A 22,074-nucleotide genomic window follows, 5' to 3' on the forward strand; every position below is an offset into this window, starting at 1 on the left:
GACGCGAGGGGCTCGCGTCGCACCGAGGATTTTTCGATGTTCGAGCTGTTCCAGGCCTATTGGTGGCTGATGTTCCCGATGAGCTGGTTCGTGGTCGGCGCCTGGCGCAACTGGCTGTCCTACCGCGCCGAGCGCGACGCCATGGACGTGCTGGCGACCTACGCCCGCAACGGTCGCGAGCCGCCGGCCGAACTGATCGCGCGCGTGGGCCGCTAGGCACGGGTTTCGAGGGGCAAGACGATGGAAGACCTGTTCAAGCAGTACTGGTGGCTTCTGTTCCCGCTGAGCTGGTTCGTGTTCGGCGCCTATCAGAGCTGGCTGTCCTACCGCGCCAACCGCGATACGCTGGACCTGCTGAAGTCCTACGCCGCCAACGGCCGTGATCCGCCGCCCGAGCTGGTGGCCCGGCTGAACAAGCGCTGGAACGACGATGACGACGATCACGACGACCGTCCGCGCCGTCGTCGCCACTATCGCCGCTACCGCTACGGCGGCGATCATCCGGCCTATCAGGTGGTGCTGTTCGGCGTGCTCTGCGCGGGCTTCAGCTATGCGACCTACACCGATCTCTTCGGAGCCGGGGAGGCCTTCATCATCGTGGCCTTCGTGATGGGCGCGCTGAGCCTGGCGTCGCTGGTCTCGGTGTTCCTCGGCCGCGGACCCAAGGTCTGATGGACGCGCCGCTCGTAAGGGCGGCGAGGGCCGGATCCCAGGCGGCGTTCTCCCGACTGGTCGCGCTGCACGAAAAGCCCCTGCGGGGCTTCCTGCGGAAAAACGGCTGGCTGGCCGACGCCGACGACATCGCCCAGGACGCCTTCGTGGCGGCCTGGACCAGCCTGGGACGGCTTCGCGCCGACGACGGCTTTCGCGCCTGGCTCTATGGCATCGCCTGGCGCAAGGCCCTGGACCATCGCCGCGCCGCGTCGCGCTCGGCGCGCCGTGATGAGGAATGGCGCGGCCAGGAGGCTCAGGAAGCCCCGGGCCAGGTCGCCGGAGAGGATCGCATGGCCCTGGAGACCGCCCTGGCCGCCTTGCCCGAAGACCAGCGCGCCTGCGTGACCCTGTGCCTGGGCCAGTCCTGGTCCCACGCCGAGGCCGCCGACGCCCTGGGCCTGCCGCTGGGCACTGTTAAGTCGCATGTGACGCGTGGTCGTGAGAGACTGCTCGCCGTTCTGGGAGAACCGTCATGACGCCCGACGATCGCTTGAGCGCCTTTCTGGGCGAGACCCCTGCGCCGGCCGTGGCCGACGTCTTCGTGGCCGAGGTGATGGAGGCGGTCGAGCGCCGCGCCTTCCTCGACCGGGTGCTGGCCATCGGCGCCGGAGCCCTGACCCTGGCGGTGGTGCTGTGGGCTTGCTCGCCGGTGCTGAACCTAGCCGTCGAGACCCTGGCGCCGACACTGCTGCCAGTCGCGGGCATCCTGGCCTTTACCTTGTGCGTGGCGGCGGCCGGGGCCCGGTTGCTGCAGCGGGACTAGCTTACGAAAGTTTCATCCGGGCGGGCGCCTCCAAACAAGGTCTCCGGCGCCTCTTATCATCAGAAGGCGGCGCTGAATGGATCGCGCCCCACCAAGAGGATCTCGCCATGGAAGGCATTCTGGTTCCCATCGTCCTGTTCATCGTCATCGGGGCGATCTGCATCGCCCCGGTCTGGCTCAAGAGCCGCGAGCGGGTCGAAATGCAATCGACGCTGCGCGCCGCCATCGACAAGGGTCAGCCCGTCCCGCCCGAAGTGATCGAGGCCCTGACCCGCAATGTGAAGGTCGCCCCGACCTCGCTGAGCGATGTCCGCACCGGCGTCATCTGGCTGGCGGTCGGCGTCGGCCTGGCCGGCTTCAGCTACTTCGCCGATTTCGGCGACGGCGACTTCCATTCGCCCGGTATTGGCATCGCCTGCATCCCGGCCGTGATCGGCGTCGCCTACATCATCCTCAGCTTCTTCAATCCCAACAAAGCCAAGCGCGTCTGATCGCTGGGCTTTGGGGAAGGGGAAAAGCATGTCCATGGATCGCGCGCCAACCGGCCACGATGTCGAACTCGCCGCCTTCGCGGCGGCGGGCGACCGGCGCGCCTATGGTGAGCTGGTTCGGCGGCACGGTTCGGCGATCCGGGGGCTTCTGCGCCGGATGGGCGCGGACTCGGCCACGGCCGATGATGTCGCTCAGGACGCGTTCCTCGCCGGGTTCGAGCAGGTCGCCGACTATCGCGGCGAAGGCGCTTTCGGGGGGTGGATCAAGCGGATCGCCGCGCGGCTCTACCTGCGCAAGGTCAAGCGCGACACGCGGGTGATCTTCACCGACGAGGCCCAGGACGGCGACGATCCGTCGGCGCTCAACGAGTCCCGCACCGGCGCCCGCATCGATCTGGACGAGGCCCTCAAGGCCCTGTCGAAGGGCGAGCGGCTCTGCGTCTCGCTCTGCTACGGGGGCGACTGGTCGCACGCGGAGGTCGCCGAGGCGCTGAACATCCCGATCGGCACGGTGAAATCCCATGTCAAACGTGGTTTGGATAAACTCAGGGCCAGACTGGCCCCCCAGACGGAAGGCTCGAGGAGGGAAGCTCATGGCTGAACCCGATTTCGAAGCGCAGCTGACGCGACTTTACAGCGAGGCCCCGTCCTTTCCGGACGCCGAGCTGTTCGCCGCCCAGGTCGGGGCCAGCCTCGATCGCGGCTGGGCGATGCGGCGCGTGCTGATCGGCGGGGCAGGGGTGCTGGCCGGACTGATCGCGGCGTTCCAGATCGTCTCCACCCGGTTCTCGGCCGAACTGCGGACCCTGTCGCACGACGGCACGCGCGATCTGAGCGCCGATGTCGACAAGGCCATGACCAAGTTCAGCCAACTGACCGCCACCCCCGCCAGCGTCGAGGCGCTGTGGCTGGCGGCGGGGCTGGCGCTGCTGGCGCTTGGCTTCGCCGTGACCCGGATGATGGAGGACTTCTAGCCGGGCCATGAACGACTTATCGTCGTTCATGTTGCGATGCGGCGCGTTCTGACCGACAACAGCGCGCCGTCGCGCGCGACGGTCTGTTCTGGAGCATCCTTCTGTCCGCTCACCGAGAAGAGACGGTTCGCCGTCTGGCCGCCCCCGACATCGCCGCCCGCAAGGGCGGCGTGCCCATCGTCTGCCTGACGGCCTACACCGCGCCGGTCGCGGCGGCCCTGGACGACGCCTGCGACCTGCTGCTGGTCGGCGACTCGCTGGGCATGGTGGTCCACGGCCTGCCCAACACCGTGGGCGTGACCATGGAGATGATGATCCTGCACGGCCAGGCGGTGATGCGCGGCTCGCGCAAGGCCATGGTGGTGGTCGACATGCCCTTTGGCTCGTACGAGGCCTCGCCCGAGGTCGCCTACGACAACGCCGTGCGGATCATGAAGGAGACTGGCGCCCAGGCGGTGAAGGTCGAGAGCGGCCCCACCGTGCCGGCCACCATCGAATATCTGACCAAGCGCGGCGTGCCGGTGATGGGCCACGTCGGCCTGCGGCCCCAGGCCGTGCTGGTCGACGGCGGCTTCAAGGCCAAGGGCAAGGACGAGGCGGGCAGGGCGCTGATCCTCGACGAGGCCCGTCGCACCGCCGAGGCCGGGGCCTTCGCGGTCGTGGTCGAGGGCGTGGCCGAGAGCCTGGCGCGCGAGATCACCGCCGCCATCGCCCCGCCGACCATCGGCATCGGGGCCTCGGCCGGCTGCGACGGTCAGATCCTGGTGACCGACGACATGCTGGGCCTGTTCGACTGGACGCCCAAGTTTGTCCGCCGCTACGCCGACCTGAAGGGCGAGATCGAGCGCGCCGCTCAGCAGTACGCCGATGACGTCAAGGCGCGCACCTTCCCCGGCGAGGCCGAGACCTACTACGCCAAGAAGAGCTGAAGCTTGACCGCCGGAGCCGTTGCGGCGGCCCCGGACACGCTATAGGTTCGCCGCCTGCGCTGGCGGCCCCCCGCCGGCCACATTCTGTTGTAAACCATGCGTCGCCGTCGGGACCGTTTTCCGATGTCACGCCAGGGCCGTCCAACCGCCCGTTTCGGAGCCTCGTTCGTGGTCGATGTGTTTGACGAGGTCGAAGAGCAGCTTCGCTCCGACCGTTACAAGACCCTCGCGCTGAAGGCGCTGCCGTGGATCGGCGCCGCGACGGTCGCCGTCGTCATCGGCGTGGGCGGCTATTGGGGCTGGACCTCCTACCAGGACAAGGAAGCCGCCAAGGCGTCGGAAGCCTATCAGGCCGCGCTGGAGACCATGGGCCGCGAAGGCACGGCCAAGGGCTTCCCCGCCATGCAGACGGTGTCCAAGGGCGGCGCCCACGGCTATCGCGCCCTGGCCCTGATGCACATGGGCGGCATCCGCCTCGACGAGGGCAAGACCGCCGAGGCGGTGGCCTATTTCGACGAAGCGGCCAAGCTTTCTTCCGATCCGGTGATTGGCGACCTCGCCCGCCTCAAATCCGCCTTCGCGCTCATGGATACGGCCTCGTTCAAGGACATCGAAGCGAGGTTGACGCCGTTGGCGGGGGAAAAAAGTCCGTATCGGGTGAAGGCCAAGGAAGCCTTGGCTTTCGCCAAGCTTCAAGCCGGAAACACTAAGGGCGCACGCGAGGACTTTACTGTTCTGGCCAATCTGCTCGACAACTCGTCCGACGAGGTGCGCCAGCGCGCCCAAGCGGCCATCCAACTGATCGACTCCGGCTCGGCCGCCAATCTGGCGGCGACGGTGAAGGCCGCGATCGCGCTGCCTCCCGCTCCGACGATGCCGGCGCTCCAGCAACCCGCGCCGAACGGCGCCCAATGAGCCGCTCCATGATTTCCAAGCGTTCCGTGGCGCTCATCGCGCTGATGTCGGCGACGATGACGGTGAGCGGTTGCTCGACGATCTCGAAGATCAATCCGTTCGACAAGTCCGACGAGAAGGCCAAGGCCAAGGCCACCCAGGGCCAGCGGATCTCGGTCATCGCCTTCGATCAGAAGGTCGAGACCTCCGAATCCCTGAAGGGCGCCGACTTCTATCTCCCCGAGCCCGCGACCCAGACCGAATGGCGCCTGCCGGGCGGCAACGCCGAGCAGTCCGTCGAACATGTCGACGCCGCCAAGGCGTTCGAGATCGCCTGGCGCAAGGGCTTCGGCCAGAAGGCCAACCGCAAGTTCCACATCACCGCTCCGCCGGTGGCCAGCGCCGACCGCATCTTCGTGATGGACGGCGAATCCTCCGTCGCGGCGATCGACGCCAAGAGCGGCTCGGTCGACTGGCGCAAGGACCTGCGCCCCTCGGCCGGTCCGGGCAAGAAGGGCTTCATGGGCTTCGGCGGTGTCAAGAACGACCGCCTCGGCTTCGGCGGCGGCGTCGCCCTGGGCCCTGACAACAAGCTCTATGTCTCGTCGGGTTTCCGCTTCGTGGCCCAGATCGACGCCGCCAGCGGCGCCGAAGGCTGGCGCCAGACGACGGCCACGCCGATCCACGCCGCCCCGACGGTCGTCGACGGCCGCGTGTTCGTGGTGTCGACCGACAACGAACTGCTGACCTACGCCGCGGCCACCGGCACGCCGGGCTGGACCTATCAGGCCCTGATCGAGCCGGCCCGCATCCTGTCTGCCCCGAGCCCGGCCGTCAGCGGCGACACCATCGTCACCGGCTTCGCCTCGGGCGAACTGGTGGCCCTGCGCGCCGCCAACGGCAACGACCTGTGGAGCGAGGCCCTGTCGCGCGCCAGCCGCACCAACGCGCTGTCGGAAATTCGCGACATCCCCGGCCGTCCGGTGATCTACAAGGGCGACGTCTTCGCCGTCAGCCACTCGGGCGTGTTCACCGCGACCGACCTGCGTACGGGCCAGGCCCGCTGGAGCCTGCCGGTCACCGGCATCACCAGCCCCTGGGCCGCCGGCGACGTCGTCTACGTCATCGACAAGGCCGGCCAGGTGATCTGCGTGGCGCGCGAAAGCGGCGCGGTCTACTGGATCCGCGACCTCAACGAGGGCCTGGGCCAGACCAAGCGCCAGAAGAAGAAGCTGGCCAAGCACCCGCGCCTTTGGTCGACCCCGATCCTGGCCTCGGGCCGCCTGATCACGGCCTCCAGCGACGGCCAGCTGGTCGCCCTGAACCCCAAGACCGGCGCGACCGAAAAGACCCTCAAGCTCGGCGCGCCGGTGCTGCTGGCCCCTATCGCCGTCGGCGCGATGGTCTATGTGGTGACAGACGACGCCCAGGTCGTGGCGATCCGCTAATTATTCCACTCGCGAGAGTGGAGTTTCATTGCTGCAAGGTTGCGTTTTCCTCTCAACGCGTCTCAATCTTCGATTGTGACGCGTTGAGTGAGAGACCAGATGGCCTTGGATGGTGAGATCGGTTGCCCGGTCTGTGACGGGCAGCTTCGATACTTCCGCCGGGACTGGCTTAGACGCTGCGGGACCTGCGGGGTCCTCCGCTCCAATTTCGAGATCAATATTCCCGACGAGGCCGGCGAGGGCCTGATCGACGAATCCCTGCGCGAAGCGGGCCTCGAGACCCTGCGGCGCGCCAACAACGCCCGTCTCCTCGAACGCCTGGCCCAGCTGAAGCCGCCGCCGGCCAGCCTGCTGGACGTCGGCTCCGGGCCGGGCTTCCTGCTGTCGCAGGCCCGCGAGCTGGGCTTCCAGGCCGAGGGCGTCGAGCCCGACGCCAATACGGTGGAGGCGGCGCGGGCCGGCGGAGCCGTGGTGCGCCACGGCTACTTCCCCGACGTGCTGGAGCCCGGGGCGACCTACGACATCATCGTCTTCAACGACGTGTTCGAGCACATCCCGGACATGGATTCAGCCTTGGCGGCCTGCGTCGATCGTCTGAAGCCCGGCGGCGTCCTGTGCTTGAACTGCCCTGACCGCGAGGGTTTCTACTATCGCACCGCCGCCGTCCTCGATCGTCTGGGCTTCGGCGGCGCCCTGGCGCGGCTGTGGCAGCGCGGCCTGCCGTCGCCGCACATCTGGTATTTCACGGCCGGCAACCTCCGGCAGGCCGTTGAGCGCCGCGGCTTGACCGAGGTGGGACGCCTGCGGCTGGACACGGTCGGCCTCAAGGGCCTGTGGTCGCGCATCCGCTGCGTGAAGTCCGAACCCTTGCCGCTGTCGCTGGCCGCCTATGCCTTCGCGGTCGCCACCTATCCCCTGACCTGGCTGGCTCCCAGCGACGCCCGGGCCTGTTTTTACCGCGCCAAGGGATAGGATCGCCGGGCCTTGATGGCGTCGAAAGCCCGGCTCGCTTTGCGGGAACGGGAAAAATCGACTACTGCACACCGATGCCATTGAAACTCGCCATCGTCGGCCGCCCCAATGTGGGCAAGTCCACGCTGTTCAATCGACTCGCCGGTAAGAAACTGGCCATCGTCGACGACCAGCCGGGCGTCACCCGTGACCGCCGCTACGCCTCGGGCCGCCTCGGCGACCTCGACCTGGAACTAATCGACACCGCCGGCTTCGAGGATGTTTCCGACGAGAGCCTGGAAGCGCGCATGCGCCAGCAGACCGAGCTGGCCGTCGAGGAAGCCGACCTCTCGCTGTTCATCTACGACGCCCGCGAAGGCGTGACGCCGCTGGACGAGGTGTTCGCCACCCTGCTGCGCCGTCGCGGCAAGCCGGTGATCATCGCCGCCAACAAGGCCGAGGGCAAAGCCGGCCAGTCGGGCATTGGCGAGGCCTACAAGCTGGGCCTGGGCGAGCCGATCCCGATCTCGGGCGAGCACGGCGAGGGCATGGCCGAGCTCTACGCCGCCATGCTGGAGGCTGTTCCCGAGGACCAGTATTCCGACGACGACGAGGATGATGAGGACAAGCCGATCCGGCTGGCCATCGTCGGCCGTCCCAACGCCGGCAAGTCCACCCTGGTCAACCGCCTGATCGGCGAGCAGCGCCTGCTGACCGGTCCCGAAGCGGGCATCACCCGCGACTCGATCTCGGTCGACTGGCTGTGGGACGGCCGCAAGGTCCGCCTCGTCGACACCGCCGGCCTGCGCAAGAAGGCCAAGGTGCAGGAGAAGCTGGAAAAGCTCTCCACCCAGGACACCATCCGCGCCGTCACCTTCGCCGAGGTGGTGGTGCTGGTGATGGACGCCACCCACCCCTTCGAGATCCAGGACCTGCAGATCGCCGACCTGACCGAGCGGGAAGGGCGCGCCCTGGTGTTCGTGCTGGCCAAGTGGGATCTGATCGAGGATCCCGCCGCTCAACTGGCCGCCTTCCGCGAGCATGCCGAGCGCATGCTGCCCCAGGTGCGCGGCGCGCCGGTGGTGGCGCTGTCGGGCGAGACCGGCAAGGGCATCGAGAAGCTGATGCCGGCCGTGATGAAGATCCACAAGGACTGGTCGACCAAGGTCAAGACGCGCGACCTGAACGACTGGCTGCAGATGGCCATGCAGCGCCATCCGCCGCCCTCGGTCAGCGGCAAGCGCATCAAGCCCAAGTACATGGCCCAGACCAAAGCCCGCCCGCCGACGTTCGTCCTGTTCTCCAGCCGCGCCGACCAGATGCCCGACCACTATCGGCGCTATCTGATCAACAGCCTGCGCGAGAGCTTCGACCTGCCGGGGGTGCCGCTGCGCATCACCATCAAGTCGGGCGCCAACCCCTATGCCGACGGCGAGGCCAAGGGCCACAGTGGCCGGGGCAAGCGCGAGTTCGAGCGCCGCGAGCGCGAAGAGGAGCGCATCCGCGCCTCGCGCAACACGGTCAAGAAGTCCAAGCGCATCGCCGATGAAGCCGCCGCCGCGGCGGCGATCGCGGCGGGTCTGCCCGATCCGACCAAGGTCGCCAAACCGGTGAAGAAGAAGGCGGCTCCCGCCAGCAAGGGCGGCGCGCCCACCACCAGCGCCGCCGTCGAGGGACCCGCCGCCGAACCCGGCAAGGCCGCCGTCAAGTCGGTCAAGAAGCAGGGCCCTCGCGCCCAGAAGAAGGTCTCGACCACGCCCAGCTACAAGGTCGGCTTCAAGGCCGCCGGCGGCAAGGCGGCCGCGCCCAAGCGGCCGGTGGCGGGCTCGAAGATCGTTCGCGGCAACAAGACGCCGCCCAAGCGCTGATCCGCGTCATACGTTCACCCATTGATGAACCGTCGCCCTCACCGGGCGACGGCCATCTGCAGTGGGTTCAGAGCCGCAGGACGCCCTAGGCCCGCAGGCGCGGACGCTCGAACGCGCGCCCCTGGACACCGGTGTCAAAGCTGGACACGAGTCGAGCCAGTTCGGAGGCTTCCGACCTCAGGTTCGAAGCTGCGGCGGTGGCTTCCTCGACCATGGCCGCGTTCTGCTGGGTCACCTGGTCCATCTGGTTGACGGCGGCGTTGACCTGGTTGAGGCCAGTGGCCTGCTCCTGCGACGACTGGGCGATCTCGGAGATCAGGGCGTCCATCTCGGCCACCTTGGCGACAATGCCGGTCAGGGCCTGACCGGTCTCGCCGACCAGGCGCACGCCGCGCTCGACCTGGCTGGTGCTGCTGGCTATCAGCGTCTTGATCTCCTTGGCGGCGTCGGCCGAGCGCTGGGCCAGGGCCCGCACTTCCTGCGCCACGACCGCGAAGCCGCGACCCGCATCGCCGGCCCGCGCGGCCTCGACCCCGGCGTTCAGCGCCAGGAGGTTGGTCTGGAAGGCGATCTCGTCGATCACGCCGATGATCTGGGTGATCTGCGACGAGCTCTGCTCGATCTCGCCCATGGCCGAGACGGCGTCGCGCATGACGGCTCCCGACCGCGTCGCATCGACCCGCGCGCCGTTGGCGGCCGACGAGGCCTGCTTGGCCCCCTCGGCGCTGCGGCGGACCGTGGCGGTGATCTCGTCGAGCGCGGCGGCGGTCTCCTCCAGGCTGGCAGCCTGCTGCTCGGTGCGCTTGGATAGATCGTCAGAGGCGCTGGCGATCTCGTTGGAGCCGTTCTGCAGCCCGTCCGCGGCGGCGGCGATGCTGCTCATGGTTTGGCGCAGGCTGTCGATGGCGGCGTTGAAGTCCTTCTTGATCTGCTGGTAGCGACCATCGAACTGGGCGTCGATGCGAGCAGTCAGGTCACCCTGGGCCAGCTTGGTCAGGCTGTCGGCCAGGGTCGAGACCACGGCGTTCTGCTCGGCCTCGGACCGGGCGCGTTCGGCCTCGTTGGCGATCCGCGCCGTCTCGATGGCGGTGATGTCGGTGGCGAACTTGATGACCTTGTAGGGCTTTCCCGCCTCGTCGAAGATCGGGTTGTAGGCCCCCTGGATCCAGATTTCGCCGCCACCCTTGGCCAGGCGCATGAACTTGTCGGCCAGGAACTGGCCGGTGTTGAGCGTCTTCCAGAAGTCGTCATAGGCGGCGCTTTGGCCGTAGGACGGCTCGACGAACATGCGGTGATGCCGGCCCTGGATCTCGTCGAGCGAATAACCGACCGTCTTCAGGAAGTTGGCGTTGGCGGTGATGATCGTGCCGTCGAGATTGAACTCGATGACGGCCTGGGAGCGGTCCACGGCCGCGACCGTCTCCGCAAGCTTGGTGAGACGCGTAGCATCGTTGGCCGGTCGTCGGCCAAAACTGAAGTTCGCCATTTCGGTCCCCTGTGAAATCCGCTTCGAGAAACGTTGTTCGCACGGGTGGGTCGATCTGGTTATCGAAGCCTTAATCCGGGTTGTTCGCGGGTCGGATATTGCTTTTCGATCGCGAAATTTTACAATTTGTGGCCTCTAATCTTGCAGCAACTCGCTACAGGCAAGAACTGTCACAGTTTATACAATTCAGGCGAGAATCGTTCTCAAATTAGCACCTCAACCCATGAAACTGGCTGTCGCCGATCATGCAGGAGTGCCCCGGATCGCCGCTGGGCCGTGACACGCCCTCGGCCATCTTGAAGACCACGGCGTGCGCGCCGCTCAGGCTGGCGGGATAGTGGGCGATGGAGCGGGTGATCTCGAAATGGCCGTCGCGCGGGCGGATCGCGCCGGACCCGATCAACTGGGCCAAGCCCATCTGGTTGGGCAGGATGTCGTAGGACCGGGCCTCGCCCAGTGCGATCACCTGGGTCGGATCGACCTGGACCAGGCCGCCGGGGTTGAAGCGGGCCGCCTCGCGCCACAGATCCGGATCAAAGCCTTCGGGCCGTTCGGGCGCGCTCAGGGCCTTGGCCGCGCGGGCCGACGGCAGGCGGACGGCGGTGATGTCGTAGGCCGCGCCCAGCACATCGGGATCGCGACCCAGCACGGTCCGGCTGAGCCGGCGTACGCGGCCACCTTCGGCCGCGCTGCTGAAGCTGCCGAAACAGTCCTTGCCCTGGACGGCGCCCAGCCGATCCTTGTCCAGCCCGACGACTCCGGCCATCGGCGTGCCGGCCGGGGTGCGGGTCACCGTGGCCAGGGCGACGCGCGCGACGCGCTGGGTGGCCCCTGTGAACCGCCAGATCATCGGGTCATAGCTGGACAGGATCAGGTACAGCGGCCGTGCGCCCGGTTCGATCTCGACGTCGATGACGCCGGTCTCCTCAGAGAGGCCGCCGACCGTGACGCTGGACATCGCCTGGCTCTCATAGACGCCGAACGCCACGATCTGGGTGTCGGGCGAGGTTGGCGGCAGGATGCAGTCCATGCGGCGCGGGCCGTTCGGATCGACATAGTCGGCGTAGCGCACCCGCCCCGGATCGCGGCCGCCCTTGGTGGTGTCGAACAGATAGAGGTGACGCGGCGCGGTCTTCTCGGACCTAGTGGCGGGGCGCGTCAGGCGATCGGCGTTCCAGCCGACCGCGAGGCCCGCCAGCACGACGACGCCGATGACGGCCAGGAACGTCGAGTTTCGCATGTTTGGGATCCCGCCACGCGCTCAGTCGCGCGCAGGATGTCCCAGCCAAGGTAACCGTCGCGTAAGTGGCGCGACGAAAACCCGCTTTTCTTCAGGAGATGCTGGCCGATTCCTGGCCGCGATCCTTGAACCGGGCCACGCCCTTGGGCGGCTGGCGGTCGGGGCGGACCAGGTCGACGATGTAGGGGACGATCGTGGCCGGCTCGGGAACCGTCGCCGCGTCTTCGCCCGGGAAGGCTCCCGAACGCATGCGGGTTCGCATCGCGCCGGGATCGACGCAGAGGGCGCGAACGGAGGTGTTCTCCATCTCGTCGGCATAGCAGTCGACGATGGCTTCCAGACCCGCCTTGGAGGCCGCGTAGCCGCCCCAGAAGGCCGGATGGCTCTTGGCGACGCTGCTGGTCAGGAACAGGGCCCGGCCGGCGTCCGAGGCGCGCAGCAGCGGGTCCATGGCCCGGATCAGCCGCCAGTTGGCCGTCAGGTTGGTGGACAGGATCATGTCCCAGCCCTTGGGGTCGAGGTGACCCACCGGGGTCAGCGCGCCCAGTACGCCGGCGGCGCCGACCAAGATGTCCAGCTTGCGCCAGCGCTGATGCAGGGCCGCGCCCAGCTGGTCCAGGCCGTCGGCCTCGCGCAGGTCCAGCGGCACCAGGGTGGCGTGTTCGCCGGTGGCGGCGAAGATGGCGTCGTCCAGGGCCTCGAGCGCGCCCTGGGTGCGTCCGATGGCGACGACATGGGCGCCGGCCTTGGCCAGGCCAAGGGCGATGGCCTCGCCGATGCCGCGCGTCGCGCCGGTGACCAGGGCGACGCGGCCCGCGAGCGGTTGTGCTGAAGAATCCATGGGGGCTTTTAGCGGGCGGCGGCGGGTTCTTGAACCCCGTCCGTGAGGTCGTCGGCGGGACGCTTAGCGTAGCGCTGGGCCATGACCGAGCAGGCCATCAGCTGGATCTGGTGGAAGATCATCAGCGGCAGCACCAGCACGCCGGCCGTCGCGCCGGGGAACAGGATGCCGGCCATCGGCACGCCGGTGGCCAGGCTCTTCTTGGAGCCACAGAAGACGATGGCGATCTCGTCGGCCTTGGAGAAGCCCAGGGCCCGCGCGCCGAAGGTGGTGGCCAGCATGACCACCGTCAGCAGCGCGCCGCAGACGGCCAGCAGGGCGATCAGCTCCAGCGGCGACACCCGCTTCCATAACCCGCCGATCACGGCGGCGCTGAAGGCCGAATAGACCACCAGCAGGATCGAGCCACGATCCACGTAGCCGATCATCTTCTTGTGCCTGTCGATCCACTTGCCGATCACCGGACGGGCCAGTTGGCCGACCACGAACGGCAGCAGCAGCTGGACCACGATGTCCTGGATCGACTTCCAGCCGCCCGCGCCGCCATGGGCGTGCATCAGCAGGCTGACCAGCACCGGCGTCAGGAAGATGCCCAGCAGGTTCGAGGCCGATGCCGCGCAGACGGCGGCGGCGACATTGCCCCGGGCGATCGAGGTGAAGGCGATCGACGACTGCACGGTCGAGGGCAGGCAGGCCAGGAACACCATGCCCGCCGCCAGGGTCGGCGACAGCACGCCCGACTTTGAGGCCAGCAGGCCCAGGATCGGGAACAGCACGAAGGTGAAGGCCAGGATCGTCAGGTGCAGACGCCAGTGGGTGATCCCCGCCACCACGGCTTCGCGCGACAGCTTGGCGCCGTGCAGGAAGAACAGCAGGGCGATGGCCAGCTTGACCACCACGCCCAGGATCGCGGCGGGCTGGCCATGGATCGGCAGGAAGGACGCCAGCAGCACCATGCTGACCAGGGCCAGGATGTAGCCGTCGATCTTCAGCTTGGAGAGGAGATTGGAAACTGGATTGCTCACGCGGCCACTCTCATTCGTCATCGCCCCATTCGTCCGGGCGACCCAAGCCGAGGTGTCCGGGCTGCACGGTTAGCTCAGCTTGGGTCCCCCGAACAAGTCGGGGGATGACCGTGTGGGGTGGGATCAGGCGCTGAGCAGCGACAACTGCTTGTCGTTCGACTCGTTGCGGCCTTCGGCCACTTCGCGGTCGGTCAGGCGGGTGGGGTAGTCGCCGGTGAAATAGTGGTCGGTGAATTGCGGGGTCACCGGGTCGCGCGGACCGGCTTCCAGCGCCTCATACAGGCCGTCGACCGACAGGAAGCCCAGGCTGTCCACTTCCAGGAACCGGGCCATTTCTTCCAGCGACTTGTTGGCCGCCAGCAGCTGTTCGCGCTCGGGCATGTCGATGCCGTAGAAGTCGGGCCACTTGATCGGCGGGCTGGCCGAACGGAGGTGAACCTCCTTGGCGCCGGCCTCGCGGACCATGCGGACGATCTTCAACGAGGTGGTGCCGCGCACGATCGAGTCGTCGATCAGGATCACGCGCTTGCCTTCCAGCACGGCGCGGTTGGGGCTGTGCTTCATGCGCACGCCCAGTTCGCGAACGCCCTGGGTCGGCTGGATGAAGGTGCGGCCCACATAGTGGTTGCGAATGATGCCCAGGTCGAAGGGCAGGCCGCTCTGCTGGGCGTAACCGATGGCGGCCGGCACGCCGCTGTCGGGCACGGGCACCACGACATCGGCCTCGACGCCGGTCTCGATGGCCAGGCGCTGGCCCATGCGCTTGCGCACGTCATAGACCGAGCGCCCGTTCACGACGCTGTCGGGGCGGGCGAAATAGACATATTCGAACACGCAGGGGCGGGCCTGCAGGTTCGAGAACGGACGGGTCGACTTCACGCCGGTCTCGGAGATCACCACCATCTCGCCGTGCTCGACGTCGCGTACGAAGCGGGCGCCGATCATGTCGAGGGCGCAGGTTTCCGAGGCCAGGACGGGCTTGCCGTCCAGGTCGCCCAGCACCAGCGGGCGGATGCCCAGCGGGTCGCGGATGCCGATCATCTTCTTGTTGGTGATCGCCACCAGGGCGTAGCCGCCCTCGATCTGGCCGACGGCGTCGATGAAGCGGTCGACGATCTTGGCCTTCCGCGAGCGGGCGATCAGGTGGAGGATCACTTCACTGTCCGAGGTGGACTGGAAGATCGCGCCTTCCTGCACCAGGCGTTCGCGCAGGCTCAGGAAATTGGTCAGGTTGCCGTTGTGGGCGATGGCCACGCCGCCGGTCTCGAGATCGGCGAACATCGGCTGGACGTTACGGATGCCGCTGCCGCCGGCGGTGGAGTAGCGGGTGTGGCCGATGGCCATGCCGCCCGGCAGGCGCTGGACGAGGTCGGCGCCGGTGAAGGCGTCGCCGACGTGGCCCATGTGGCGTTCGGTATGGAAGCGCTGGCCGTCGAAGGCGGCGATGCCGCAGGCCTCTTGTCCCCGGTGCTGCAGGGCGTGCAGGCCCAGGGCGGTGATGGCGGCGGCGTCGCGGACGCCGTAGACGCCGAACACGCCGCATTCGAGGCGCAGGGTGTCGTCCTCGGGGTCACGCCAGACGGGGGACGAGTAGCGGTCGGTCGACTGGCCCATGAAGGTCATCGCGATTTCTCCACCAGATCGTCGAGTTGCTGACGCTGGTTCTTATCATAGCCGGGTTCGCCCGATTTAGCGTCGGACGGTTTGTCGCTGTCGCCCCGCACCGCGCCTTCGATGGCCGGCGCGAGCTTTCCCGCCAGGGCGCTTCCCTTGGGTGCGAACACTTTCAGCACCCGGGCGCTGGCCTCGGACAGGGGATAGAAGATGGATTTCTCGACCCAGGCCGGCACACGATCGGGCGGCGTGGCCATGTGGAAGAGCAGGTTGAACACGCCCAGGATGATGAAAGCGCGCAGCAGGCCGAAACCCGCGCCGACCGCGCGGTCCAGCAGGCCCAGCGCGCTCTCGTGCAGGCTGGCGGTCAGGCGTCCGCCGATGAGGCGCAGGCCGATGAACACGACCACGAACACCACCAGCAGGGCGCAGGCCGTGGCGGCCCAGTCGGGGTCCATCAGGTCGCGGAAGAGCGGGCCGGTGACGCGCAGACCGAAGAGGGCGATGGCGGCGGCGAGGATGAAGGAGAGGGCCGAGGTCAGTTCGCGCGAGGCCCCGCGCGCGAAGCCGACACAGCCGGACGTCAGAAGCAGAAGTCCGGCGATGATGTCGAAGGGCGTCACGTCAGCTGGCCCCAGATCTCGTCGCCGATCCGGCGCACGGCGTCGGCCAGTCGCGCCACCCCCGCCACGGGCAAGGCGCCGCCGCCTTCAGGCAGGCCGGAGAGCGACGACAACGCTCGGCCAAACCCCAGTTTCGCGGCTTCCTTCAAACGCGTCTCCATACGGCTCACGGGCCGCACTTCGCCGGACAGACTGACCTCGCCGAACACGACGCAGTCCTGGGGCAGGGCGATGTCGAGCGCAGAAGAGGCCAGGGCCGCCGCCGCCGCGAGATCCGCCGCCGGCTCTGTGATGCGCAGGCCGCCAGCGACGTTCAGATAGACGTCCTTATCGCCAAAACCAAGGCCACAGCGCGATTCAAGTACGGCCAACACCATCGCCAGGCGCCCGGAATCCCATCCGACCACGGCGCGTCGCGGCGTTCCGTAGGCGGACGGCGCCACAAGCGCCTGGAATTCCACCAGCACGGGACGCGAGCCCTCGATGCCGGCGAACACCGCCGCGCCCGCCGCGCGCTCGCCACCCTCGTTGAGGAACAGGGCCGAGGGGTTCCTGACCTCGCGCAGGCCGACGTCGCCCATCTCGAAAACACCGATCTCGTCGGTGGCCCCGAAGCGGTTCTTGGCGCCGCGCAGGATGCGGAACGGATAGCCGCGCTCGCCCTCGAAGCTGAGCACCGCGTCGACCAGATGCTCCACAACGCGCGGGCCGGCGATCTGACCGTCCTTGGTGACGTGGCCGACCAACAGGATCGCCACGCCCTTCTTCTTGGCCAGGCGCACCAACTCCTGGGCGCAGGCGCGCACCTGGGTGACCGTGCCGGGCCCGGCCTCGTGGGCGTCGCTCCACATGGTCTGGATGGAGTCGATGACCACCAGATCGAAATTGTCGCGCTTCAGGCCGTCAAGGATGTCGCGCAGGCTGCTCTCGGCCGCCAGTTTCACTGGCGCCTTCTCGAAGCCCATCCGGTGGGCGCGGCCCCGGATTTGCGCCACGGCCTCCTCGCCCGAGATGTAGGCGCAGGACACGCCTTTCAGCGAGGCCCGGGACACCACCTCCAGCAGCAGGGTGGACTTGCCCACGCCGGGGTCGCCGCCGATCAGGATGGCCGAACCGGGCACGACGCCGCCGCCGCAGACGCGGTCGAATTCGTCGACGCCGGTGATGATGCGGGGCGGGGCGGGGGTGTCGCTTTCCAGGTCGGTGAACTGCAGGCCGCGAAGCCGGCTGGCCTTGGTGGTCGCCAAGGCTCCGGGCGCGCGGGCGCCGACCTCCTCGACCAGCGTATTCCAACCCTGGCAGGCCGGGCATTGCCCCGACCACTTGGTCTGGACCGCGCCACAGGACTGGCAGGCGTAAACGGCGCCGTCACGGGCCATGGAAGCTCCTGATTCGAGAATGACTGGAGACTACAGGCTGCCGGCGCGCTGCGCCAAAGACGGACGCAGTCGATCCCTTGTTGAACACGGTTCTCAACTGTCACGACACATGCGTAGATTGAGCCGTCGTGCGGGGGCGCGTTTGTGGATTCGTGGAGAGCCGACGCATGACCGTTATCGAACCCGCCGCCGCTCCGTCCGACCTATTCGGACGGGCCAAGCGGCTGTTGCTGAGCCCTTCCGCCGAGTGGGACCGGATCGACGCCGAACGGGCCACCGTTCCCGGAATCTATGCGGGGTATGTCTGCATCCTGGCGGCCCTTCCGGTCCTGGCCGGCCTGATCGGCGGCCAGTTGTTCGGTCATGGCCTGTTCGGGATCTCGGTGAAGCCCAGCCTGACCGCCGCCATCACAGGGGCCGTGGTCAGCTATGGCCTGGCCTTGCTGTCGGTGTTCCTCCTGTCGCTGATCATCGACGCCCTCGCGCCCAGCTTCGACGGCCAGAAGAGCCGGATCCAGGCCTTCAAGGTCGCGGCCTACAGCGGCACCGCCGGCTGGGTGTTCGGGATCGCGAAGATCATTCCGGCGCTGGGGTTCATCGCCATCCTGGGCGGGCTCTATGGCCTCTACCTGCTCTATCTCGGCCTGCCCAAGCTGATGAAGGCTCCCAAGGAGAAGGCGTTCGGCTACGCCGCCGTGACCATCCTGTGCGCTATCGTGCTGTTCCTGGTCGTCGGAGCCGTCACCGGCGCCATCGCGGGCATGGCCGTGCTGGGCGGCGCGATGGGCCACGTCGAAACCAGCCGGAGCGCCGGCAAGGTCAGCATCAACGGCAACGAGATCGATCTCGGCAAGGTCGAGGCGGCCTCCAAGCAGCTCGAAGCCGCCGCAGCGGCCGCCAATTCCGGCGACGGGCGCGACGTCAAGCTGGTCTCGTCCGACGCGCTGAAGGCCCTGCTGCCCGACAACGTCGCCGGCTACGCCCGCACCGAGATCGAGAGCAATTCGGGCGGCGCGGGCGGCATGAACATGGCCGTGGTCAAGGGCGACTACGCCAAGGACGGGACCTCGTTCTCGCTGGCGGTCACCGATCTGGGCGCGATGGCCGGCCTGGCGGCCATGGCCAATGCGGTCAACGCCCAGTCCGGCCGCGAGACCTCCACCGGCTATGAGAAGATCGGCAAGGTCGACGGACGCATGGTCACCGAGGAGTGGGACCGCTCGGCCAAGTCGGGCCGCTACGCGGTGCTGGTCGGTGACCGGTTCAGCATCGAGGCCAACGGCAACGCCGCCAGCGTCGACGAGCTGAAACAGGCGGTGGCCTCGATCAATCCGGGCCGTCTGGAAGCCTTGGCGAAGTAGTGAGGCGAGGGCGGCGTCAGCCGCCCTTGACCACCCGCCGGGCGCGCGGCGCGATGCGAGTCAGCAGCTCGTAGGCCGTCGTGCCCGCCGCAGCCGCCGCGTCGTCGACCGGAAGATCGGGGCCGATGATCTGCACCATCGCGCCGGGCCGGGCGGCGTCGCAGTCGGTGATGTCGACGGCGGTCAGGTCCATGGAGATCCGGCCTAGAATCGGCCGCAGCTTGCCATCGAACCACACCGCGCCGCGCGGATGGGCGGCGCGCGGCAGGCCGTCGGCATAGCCCACGGCGACGATGGCGACCCGGGTGTTGTCGGTGGCGGTATAGGCCCCGCCGTAGCCGATGCTCTCGCCGCGCGGCACGTTGCGCACCTGCAGTATCGGAGCCTCGAAGGTGGCCACGGCCCGGATGCGGGCGTCGGGCGCGTCGTTGGGACCGCCGCCATAGAGACTGATCCCCGGCCGCACCTGGTCGAAGGCGTAGTCGGCGCCCAGGAAGACTCCCGCCGAATTGGCCAGGCTCCGGCGGGCGTCCGGGAAGAGCGTTACAGCCTCCTGGAAACGCGCCAGTTGGGCCGCGTTCAGCGGGTGGTCGGGTTCGTTGGCGCAGGCCAGGTGGCTCATCACCTGGACAACCTCGACATGCTTGAGACGGTCCATCGCCCCCAGCAGCACGCGGACTTCCTCCAGGCGCAGGCCCAGACGGTTCATGCCGGTGTCGACATGGATGGCGGCTTTCAGGCGTCCGCCGCGTGCGTGGCTGTTCCACGCCTCGATCTGAGGCAGGCTGTTGAGGGCTGGCGTCAGGCCGGCGGCCTCCAGTTTCGCGGCCGAGCCCGGCGTGACGCCGTCGAGCACGTAGATCGTCGCCTCGCGGTCGCCCAGGCTTTCGCGCAGGGCCACGCCCTCCGAAAGGCGGGCGGTGTAGAAGGTGCGCGCGCCCTCGGCCCACAGGCGATCGGCGACGATGGCCGTGCCCAGGCCGTAGGCGTCGGCCTTGACCGCCGGAGCCACGTCCACGCTGCCGGCGGCCGCCTTCAGCGCCCGGTAGTTGGCGGTCAGGGCGTCCAGGTCGATCGTCAGGCGGGCGTCGGAAGGATCGGTCACGGGAGCTCAGGCGAAAGCGATGCGGGCGCGGTCAGGGCGTAGCGGAGGCGGCCCGGCTTTTCCAGCTAGAACAGCCCTGGGTGCTTGGTCGCGAACACCGTCACCAGGTTCTCGAAGCCCGAGGCGGTGATCTGCACGCCGATGCAGAGCAGCAGGAACGCCACCAGCCGCGACAGCACCCGCGCACCCGACTGGCCGAGCATCCGCGTCACTCGGCCCGAGGCGCTGTAGAGCAGCCAGACCAGGATCGCGACCAGCCCCGCCGCCAGGCCCGCGCCGGCGAAGAAGCCGACGGCGCTGCCCTCGGTCGGGCGCTGCGACGACAGGGCGATGGCCACCGAGATCGAGCCAGGGCCCGTCGTGAACGGCATCGTGAGCGGAAAGAAGGCCACATCCTCCAGCCGTTGGGCCGGCTCGGTCTGATCGGCCTTGCGATCCTCGTGCTCCTGCGGATCCATCAGGAGGCCCCAGGCGCGGATGGCCACCACCAGACCGCCGGCCACCCGCAGGGCGCCCAGACTCACGCCGAAGAAGTTCAGGATGTAGCCGCCCAGCAGCAACGATCCCAGCAGCACCAGGAAGGCGTAGAAGCCGATGGTGCGGGCCAGTTTCAGCCGCTCGACCCGGCCTCGACCGCCCATCGCCTGGTCGAAGATCAGCGACGCGCCCACCGGATTGACGATCGAGAACAGCGCCGGAAACGCCAGCAGGAAGGCGCCGACAAAGGTCGAGACGGGCAGGGGGCTGAAGTTCACGGGTGACTCGTCTGACGGAAGCGGGCGGGCGAGCCTTGCCCGCCACGCCCCCTCGCGTCAAACACGCTACTCGTCCGAAGGAATGTTCCGCGCCTGCGCGAAGTAGTGGTCGCGAGCCAGGTTGCCGAAGCGGGTGGTGTCGCTGTTGAACGACAGGCGCACGGTGCCGATGGGACCGTGACGCTGCTTGGCGATGATCACTTCGGCCAGGCCCTGCAGGCGATCCATGTCTTCCTGCCAGGTCAGGTGCTCGGGCGTGCCCTCGCGCGGCTCGGCGCGGCCGACATAGTAGCTTTCGCGGTAGACGAACCAGACCATGTCGGCGTCCTGCTCGATCGAGCCGGATTCGCGAAGGTCGGAGAGCTGGGGCCGCTTGTCTTCGCGGGCTTCGACCTGACGCGACAGCTGCGAGAGCGCGATGACCGGGCAGGCCAGTTCCTTGGCCAGGGCCTTCAGGCCCATGGTGATCTGCGAGACTTCCTGCACGCGGTTGGCGTTGGAGCCGAGGTCCGAGCCGGTGACCAGCTGCAGGTAGTCGACGACCACCAGGTCCAGGCCGACCTGACGCTTCAGGCGTCGGGCGCGGGCGGTCAGCTTGGCGATCGAGATGCCGCCGGTGGCGTCGATGTAGAGCGGCGCTTCCTGCAGATCCATGGCCGCGTCGCGGACCCGACCGAACTCGCTGGCGTCGATCTCGCCCTTGCGGAGGCGGTCGCCCGACACGCCCGAGGCGTCGGCCAGCATACGCAGGGCCAGCTGCTCGGCGCTCATTTCCAGCGAGTAGAAGGCCACCACGCCGCCCTGAACCGTCTTCTTGGTGCCGTCCGGCTGGATCTCGTAGGCGTACTTCTTGGCGATGTTGAACGCAATGTTGGTCGCGAGCGCCGTCTTGCCCATCGACGGACGACCGGCCAGCACGATCAGGTCGGAGGGGTGCAGGCCGCCGATCTTCTGGTCCAGGTCCATCAGGTCGGTGGAGACGCCCGACATGCCGCCGTCGCGGCTGTAGGCCTCGGCGGTCATCTCCACCGCGCCGCGCAGGGCGTCGCCGAAGCTGACGAAGCCGGACGAGGCCACGCCGCTTTCGGCCAGGGTGTAGAGCTGCTGTTCAGCCGCTTCGATCTGGTCGCGGGCCGCGCGTTTCTCGTCGCCGCCGCCATGGGCGGCCTGGGCGATCTCGCCGCCGATGCGGATCAGGTCGCGGCGCAGTGCGAGGTCGAAGACGGCGCGGGCATAATCGCCCACGTTCGCGGCTGGCGGGGCGCGATCGACCAGGTCGGCCAGGTAGCGCAGACCTCCCAGCTCGTCGAAGGCCGGGTCCTTCTTGAACTCATCCGCCAGCAGGATCGGCTCGGCCAGCTGGCCTTTGCGGATGTGGGTCTCGATCGACTGGAACAGCCGCTGGTGGAACGGCTCGTAGAAGTGCTTGCCGTTCAGCGAGTCGGTCAGGCGCTCGTAGGCGGCGTTGTCGTACAGCAGCACACCGAGCAGGGCCTGCTCGGCTTCCAGGTTATGCGGCGCCGTGTTGACGACCACGTCGGCGTGGGGCGGGTGAAGGTCCAGAGCGGGGACGAGAGACATGGCCACAGGTTAACGCGGACCCTGATTTTTAG

General features: G+C 68.1%; 23 protein-coding genes. 13 read left to right on the top strand and 10 right to left on the bottom strand.

What is annotated here, in order from left to right; all coding sequences use genetic code 11:
* Nucleotides 1-36: 36 nt before the first annotated feature.
* From AC1RUS_RS06410 to der, 12 genes are all read left to right on the top strand, one after another.
* Nucleotides 37-216, top strand: coding sequence for a hypothetical protein (locus AC1RUS_RS06410; RefSeq protein ID WP_492914204.1), 180 nt, complete (start codon nt 37-39; stop codon nt 214-216).
* 24 nt (nt 217-240) lie between these two features.
* Nucleotides 241-672, top strand: a complete 432-nt coding sequence (locus AC1RUS_RS06415; RefSeq protein ID WP_492914206.1) for a hypothetical protein — start codon at nt 241-243, stop codon at nt 670-672.
* Nucleotides 672-1,190, top strand: a complete 519-nt coding sequence (locus AC1RUS_RS06420; protein ID WP_492914208.1) for an RNA polymerase sigma factor — start codon at nt 672-674, stop codon at nt 1,188-1,190. The genes AC1RUS_RS06415 and AC1RUS_RS06420 overlap by 1 nt, the downstream gene beginning before the upstream one ends.
* Nucleotides 1,187-1,477, top strand: a complete 291-nt coding sequence (locus tag AC1RUS_RS06425) for a hypothetical protein (RefSeq protein ID WP_492914210.1) — start codon at nt 1,187-1,189, stop codon at nt 1,475-1,477. Before AC1RUS_RS06420 ends, AC1RUS_RS06425 begins: the two co-directional genes overlap by 4 nt.
* A gap of 107 nt (nt 1,478-1,584) precedes the next feature.
* On the top strand, nt 1,585-1,968 hold the full coding sequence (locus tag AC1RUS_RS06430) for a DUF6249 domain-containing protein (protein ID WP_492914212.1): 384 nt from the start codon (nt 1,585-1,587) through the stop codon (nt 1,966-1,968).
* Between the two features lie 28 nt (nt 1,969-1,996).
* Nucleotides 1,997-2,569 (top strand): RNA polymerase sigma factor, encoded by a 573-nt coding sequence (locus tag AC1RUS_RS06435; protein ID WP_492914214.1) that lies wholly within the window; start codon nt 1,997-1,999, stop codon nt 2,567-2,569.
* On the top strand, nt 2,562-2,942 hold the full coding sequence (locus tag AC1RUS_RS06440; RefSeq protein WP_492914216.1) for a hypothetical protein: 381 nt from the start codon (nt 2,562-2,564) through the stop codon (nt 2,940-2,942). The genes AC1RUS_RS06435 and AC1RUS_RS06440 overlap by 8 nt, the downstream gene beginning before the upstream one ends.
* Nucleotides 2,943-3,043: 101 nt before the next feature.
* Complete coding sequence (panB, locus tag AC1RUS_RS06445; RefSeq protein ID WP_492915276.1) at nt 3,044-3,871, top strand: 3-methyl-2-oxobutanoate hydroxymethyltransferase; 828 nt, start codon at nt 3,044-3,046, stop codon at nt 3,869-3,871.
* Between the two features lie 168 nt (nt 3,872-4,039).
* Nucleotides 4,040-4,786: a tetratricopeptide repeat protein gene (locus AC1RUS_RS06450; protein WP_492914218.1), complete on the top strand. Its 747-nt coding sequence runs from the start codon at nt 4,040-4,042 to the stop codon at nt 4,784-4,786.
* Nucleotides 4,783-6,213, top strand: coding sequence for a PQQ-like beta-propeller repeat protein (locus AC1RUS_RS06455; RefSeq protein WP_492914220.1), 1,431 nt, complete (start codon nt 4,783-4,785; stop codon nt 6,211-6,213). The genes AC1RUS_RS06450 and AC1RUS_RS06455 overlap by 4 nt, the downstream gene beginning before the upstream one ends.
* 99 nt (nt 6,214-6,312) lie before the next feature.
* Nucleotides 6,313-7,185 carry a class I SAM-dependent methyltransferase gene (locus AC1RUS_RS06460; RefSeq protein ID WP_492914222.1) on the top strand — a complete coding sequence of 291 codons (873 nt, stop codon included), beginning with the start codon at nt 6,313-6,315 and terminating at the stop codon, nt 7,183-7,185.
* Nucleotides 7,186-7,259: 74 nt separating this feature from the next.
* Nucleotides 7,260-9,032: a ribosome biogenesis GTPase Der gene (gene der, locus AC1RUS_RS06465; RefSeq protein WP_492914224.1), complete on the top strand. Its 1,773-nt coding sequence runs from the start codon at nt 7,260-7,262 to the stop codon at nt 9,030-9,032.
* Between the two features lie 85 nt (nt 9,033-9,117).
* On the opposite strand, the gene AC1RUS_RS06470 is transcribed toward der, so the two are convergent.
* The 7 genes from AC1RUS_RS06470 to radA form a co-directional block, all read right to left on the bottom strand.
* Entirely contained in the window at nt 9,118-10,518 is a 1,401-nt protein-coding gene (locus tag AC1RUS_RS06470; RefSeq protein WP_492914227.1) for a methyl-accepting chemotaxis protein, read from the bottom strand.
* Nucleotides 10,519-10,726: 208 nt separating this feature from the next.
* On the bottom strand, nt 10,727-11,758 hold the full coding sequence (locus AC1RUS_RS06475; protein ID WP_492914228.1) for a hypothetical protein: 1,032 nt from the start codon (nt 11,756-11,758) through the stop codon (nt 10,727-10,729).
* 91 nt (nt 11,759-11,849) lie between these two features.
* Nucleotides 11,850-12,599 (bottom strand): SDR family NAD(P)-dependent oxidoreductase, encoded by a 750-nt coding sequence (locus AC1RUS_RS06480; RefSeq protein WP_492914230.1) that lies wholly within the window; start codon nt 12,597-12,599, stop codon nt 11,850-11,852.
* Nucleotides 12,600-12,607: 8 nt separating this feature from the next.
* Entirely contained in the window at nt 12,608-13,624 is a 1,017-nt protein-coding gene (locus tag AC1RUS_RS06485; RefSeq protein ID WP_492914232.1) for a bile acid:sodium symporter family protein, read from the bottom strand.
* Nucleotides 13,625-13,747: 123 nt separating this feature from the next.
* Nucleotides 13,748-15,247 carry an amidophosphoribosyltransferase gene (gene purF, locus AC1RUS_RS06490; RefSeq protein ID WP_492914234.1) on the bottom strand — a complete coding sequence of 500 codons (1,500 nt, stop codon included), beginning with the start codon at nt 15,245-15,247 and terminating at the stop codon, nt 13,748-13,750.
* Nucleotides 15,244-15,861 carry a CvpA family protein gene (locus tag AC1RUS_RS06495; protein ID WP_492914236.1) on the bottom strand — a complete coding sequence of 206 codons (618 nt, stop codon included), beginning with the start codon at nt 15,859-15,861 and terminating at the stop codon, nt 15,244-15,246. The genes purF and AC1RUS_RS06495 overlap by 4 nt, the downstream gene beginning before the upstream one ends.
* Complete coding sequence (radA, locus tag AC1RUS_RS06500; protein WP_492914238.1) at nt 15,858-17,240, bottom strand: DNA repair protein RadA; 1,383 nt, start codon at nt 17,238-17,240, stop codon at nt 15,858-15,860. Before radA ends, AC1RUS_RS06495 begins: the two co-directional genes overlap by 4 nt.
* A gap of 167 nt (nt 17,241-17,407) precedes the next feature.
* On the opposite strand from radA, the gene AC1RUS_RS06505 reads away from it, so the two are divergent.
* On the top strand, nt 17,408-18,601 hold the full coding sequence (locus AC1RUS_RS06505) for a Yip1 family protein (RefSeq protein WP_492914241.1): 1,194 nt from the start codon (nt 17,408-17,410) through the stop codon (nt 18,599-18,601).
* Nucleotides 18,602-18,617: 16 nt separating this feature from the next.
* Here AC1RUS_RS06505 and alr read toward each other — a convergent pair whose 3' ends face one another.
* The 3 genes from alr to AC1RUS_RS06520 form a co-directional block, all read right to left on the bottom strand.
* Nucleotides 18,618-19,706, bottom strand: coding sequence for an alanine racemase (alr, locus tag AC1RUS_RS06510; protein WP_492914243.1), 1,089 nt, complete (start codon nt 19,704-19,706; stop codon nt 18,618-18,620).
* A gap of 65 nt (nt 19,707-19,771) precedes the next feature.
* Nucleotides 19,772-20,461 (bottom strand): MarC family protein, encoded by a 690-nt coding sequence (locus tag AC1RUS_RS06515; protein ID WP_492914245.1) that lies wholly within the window; start codon nt 20,459-20,461, stop codon nt 19,772-19,774.
* A gap of 66 nt (nt 20,462-20,527) precedes the next feature.
* Entirely contained in the window at nt 20,528-22,048 is a 1,521-nt protein-coding gene (locus AC1RUS_RS06520) for a replicative DNA helicase (protein WP_492914247.1), read from the bottom strand.
* Between the last annotated feature and the right edge of the window lie 26 nt (nt 22,049-22,074).

It is taken from the genome of Caulobacter sp. GW821-FHT10F06 (assembly GCF_058809215.1).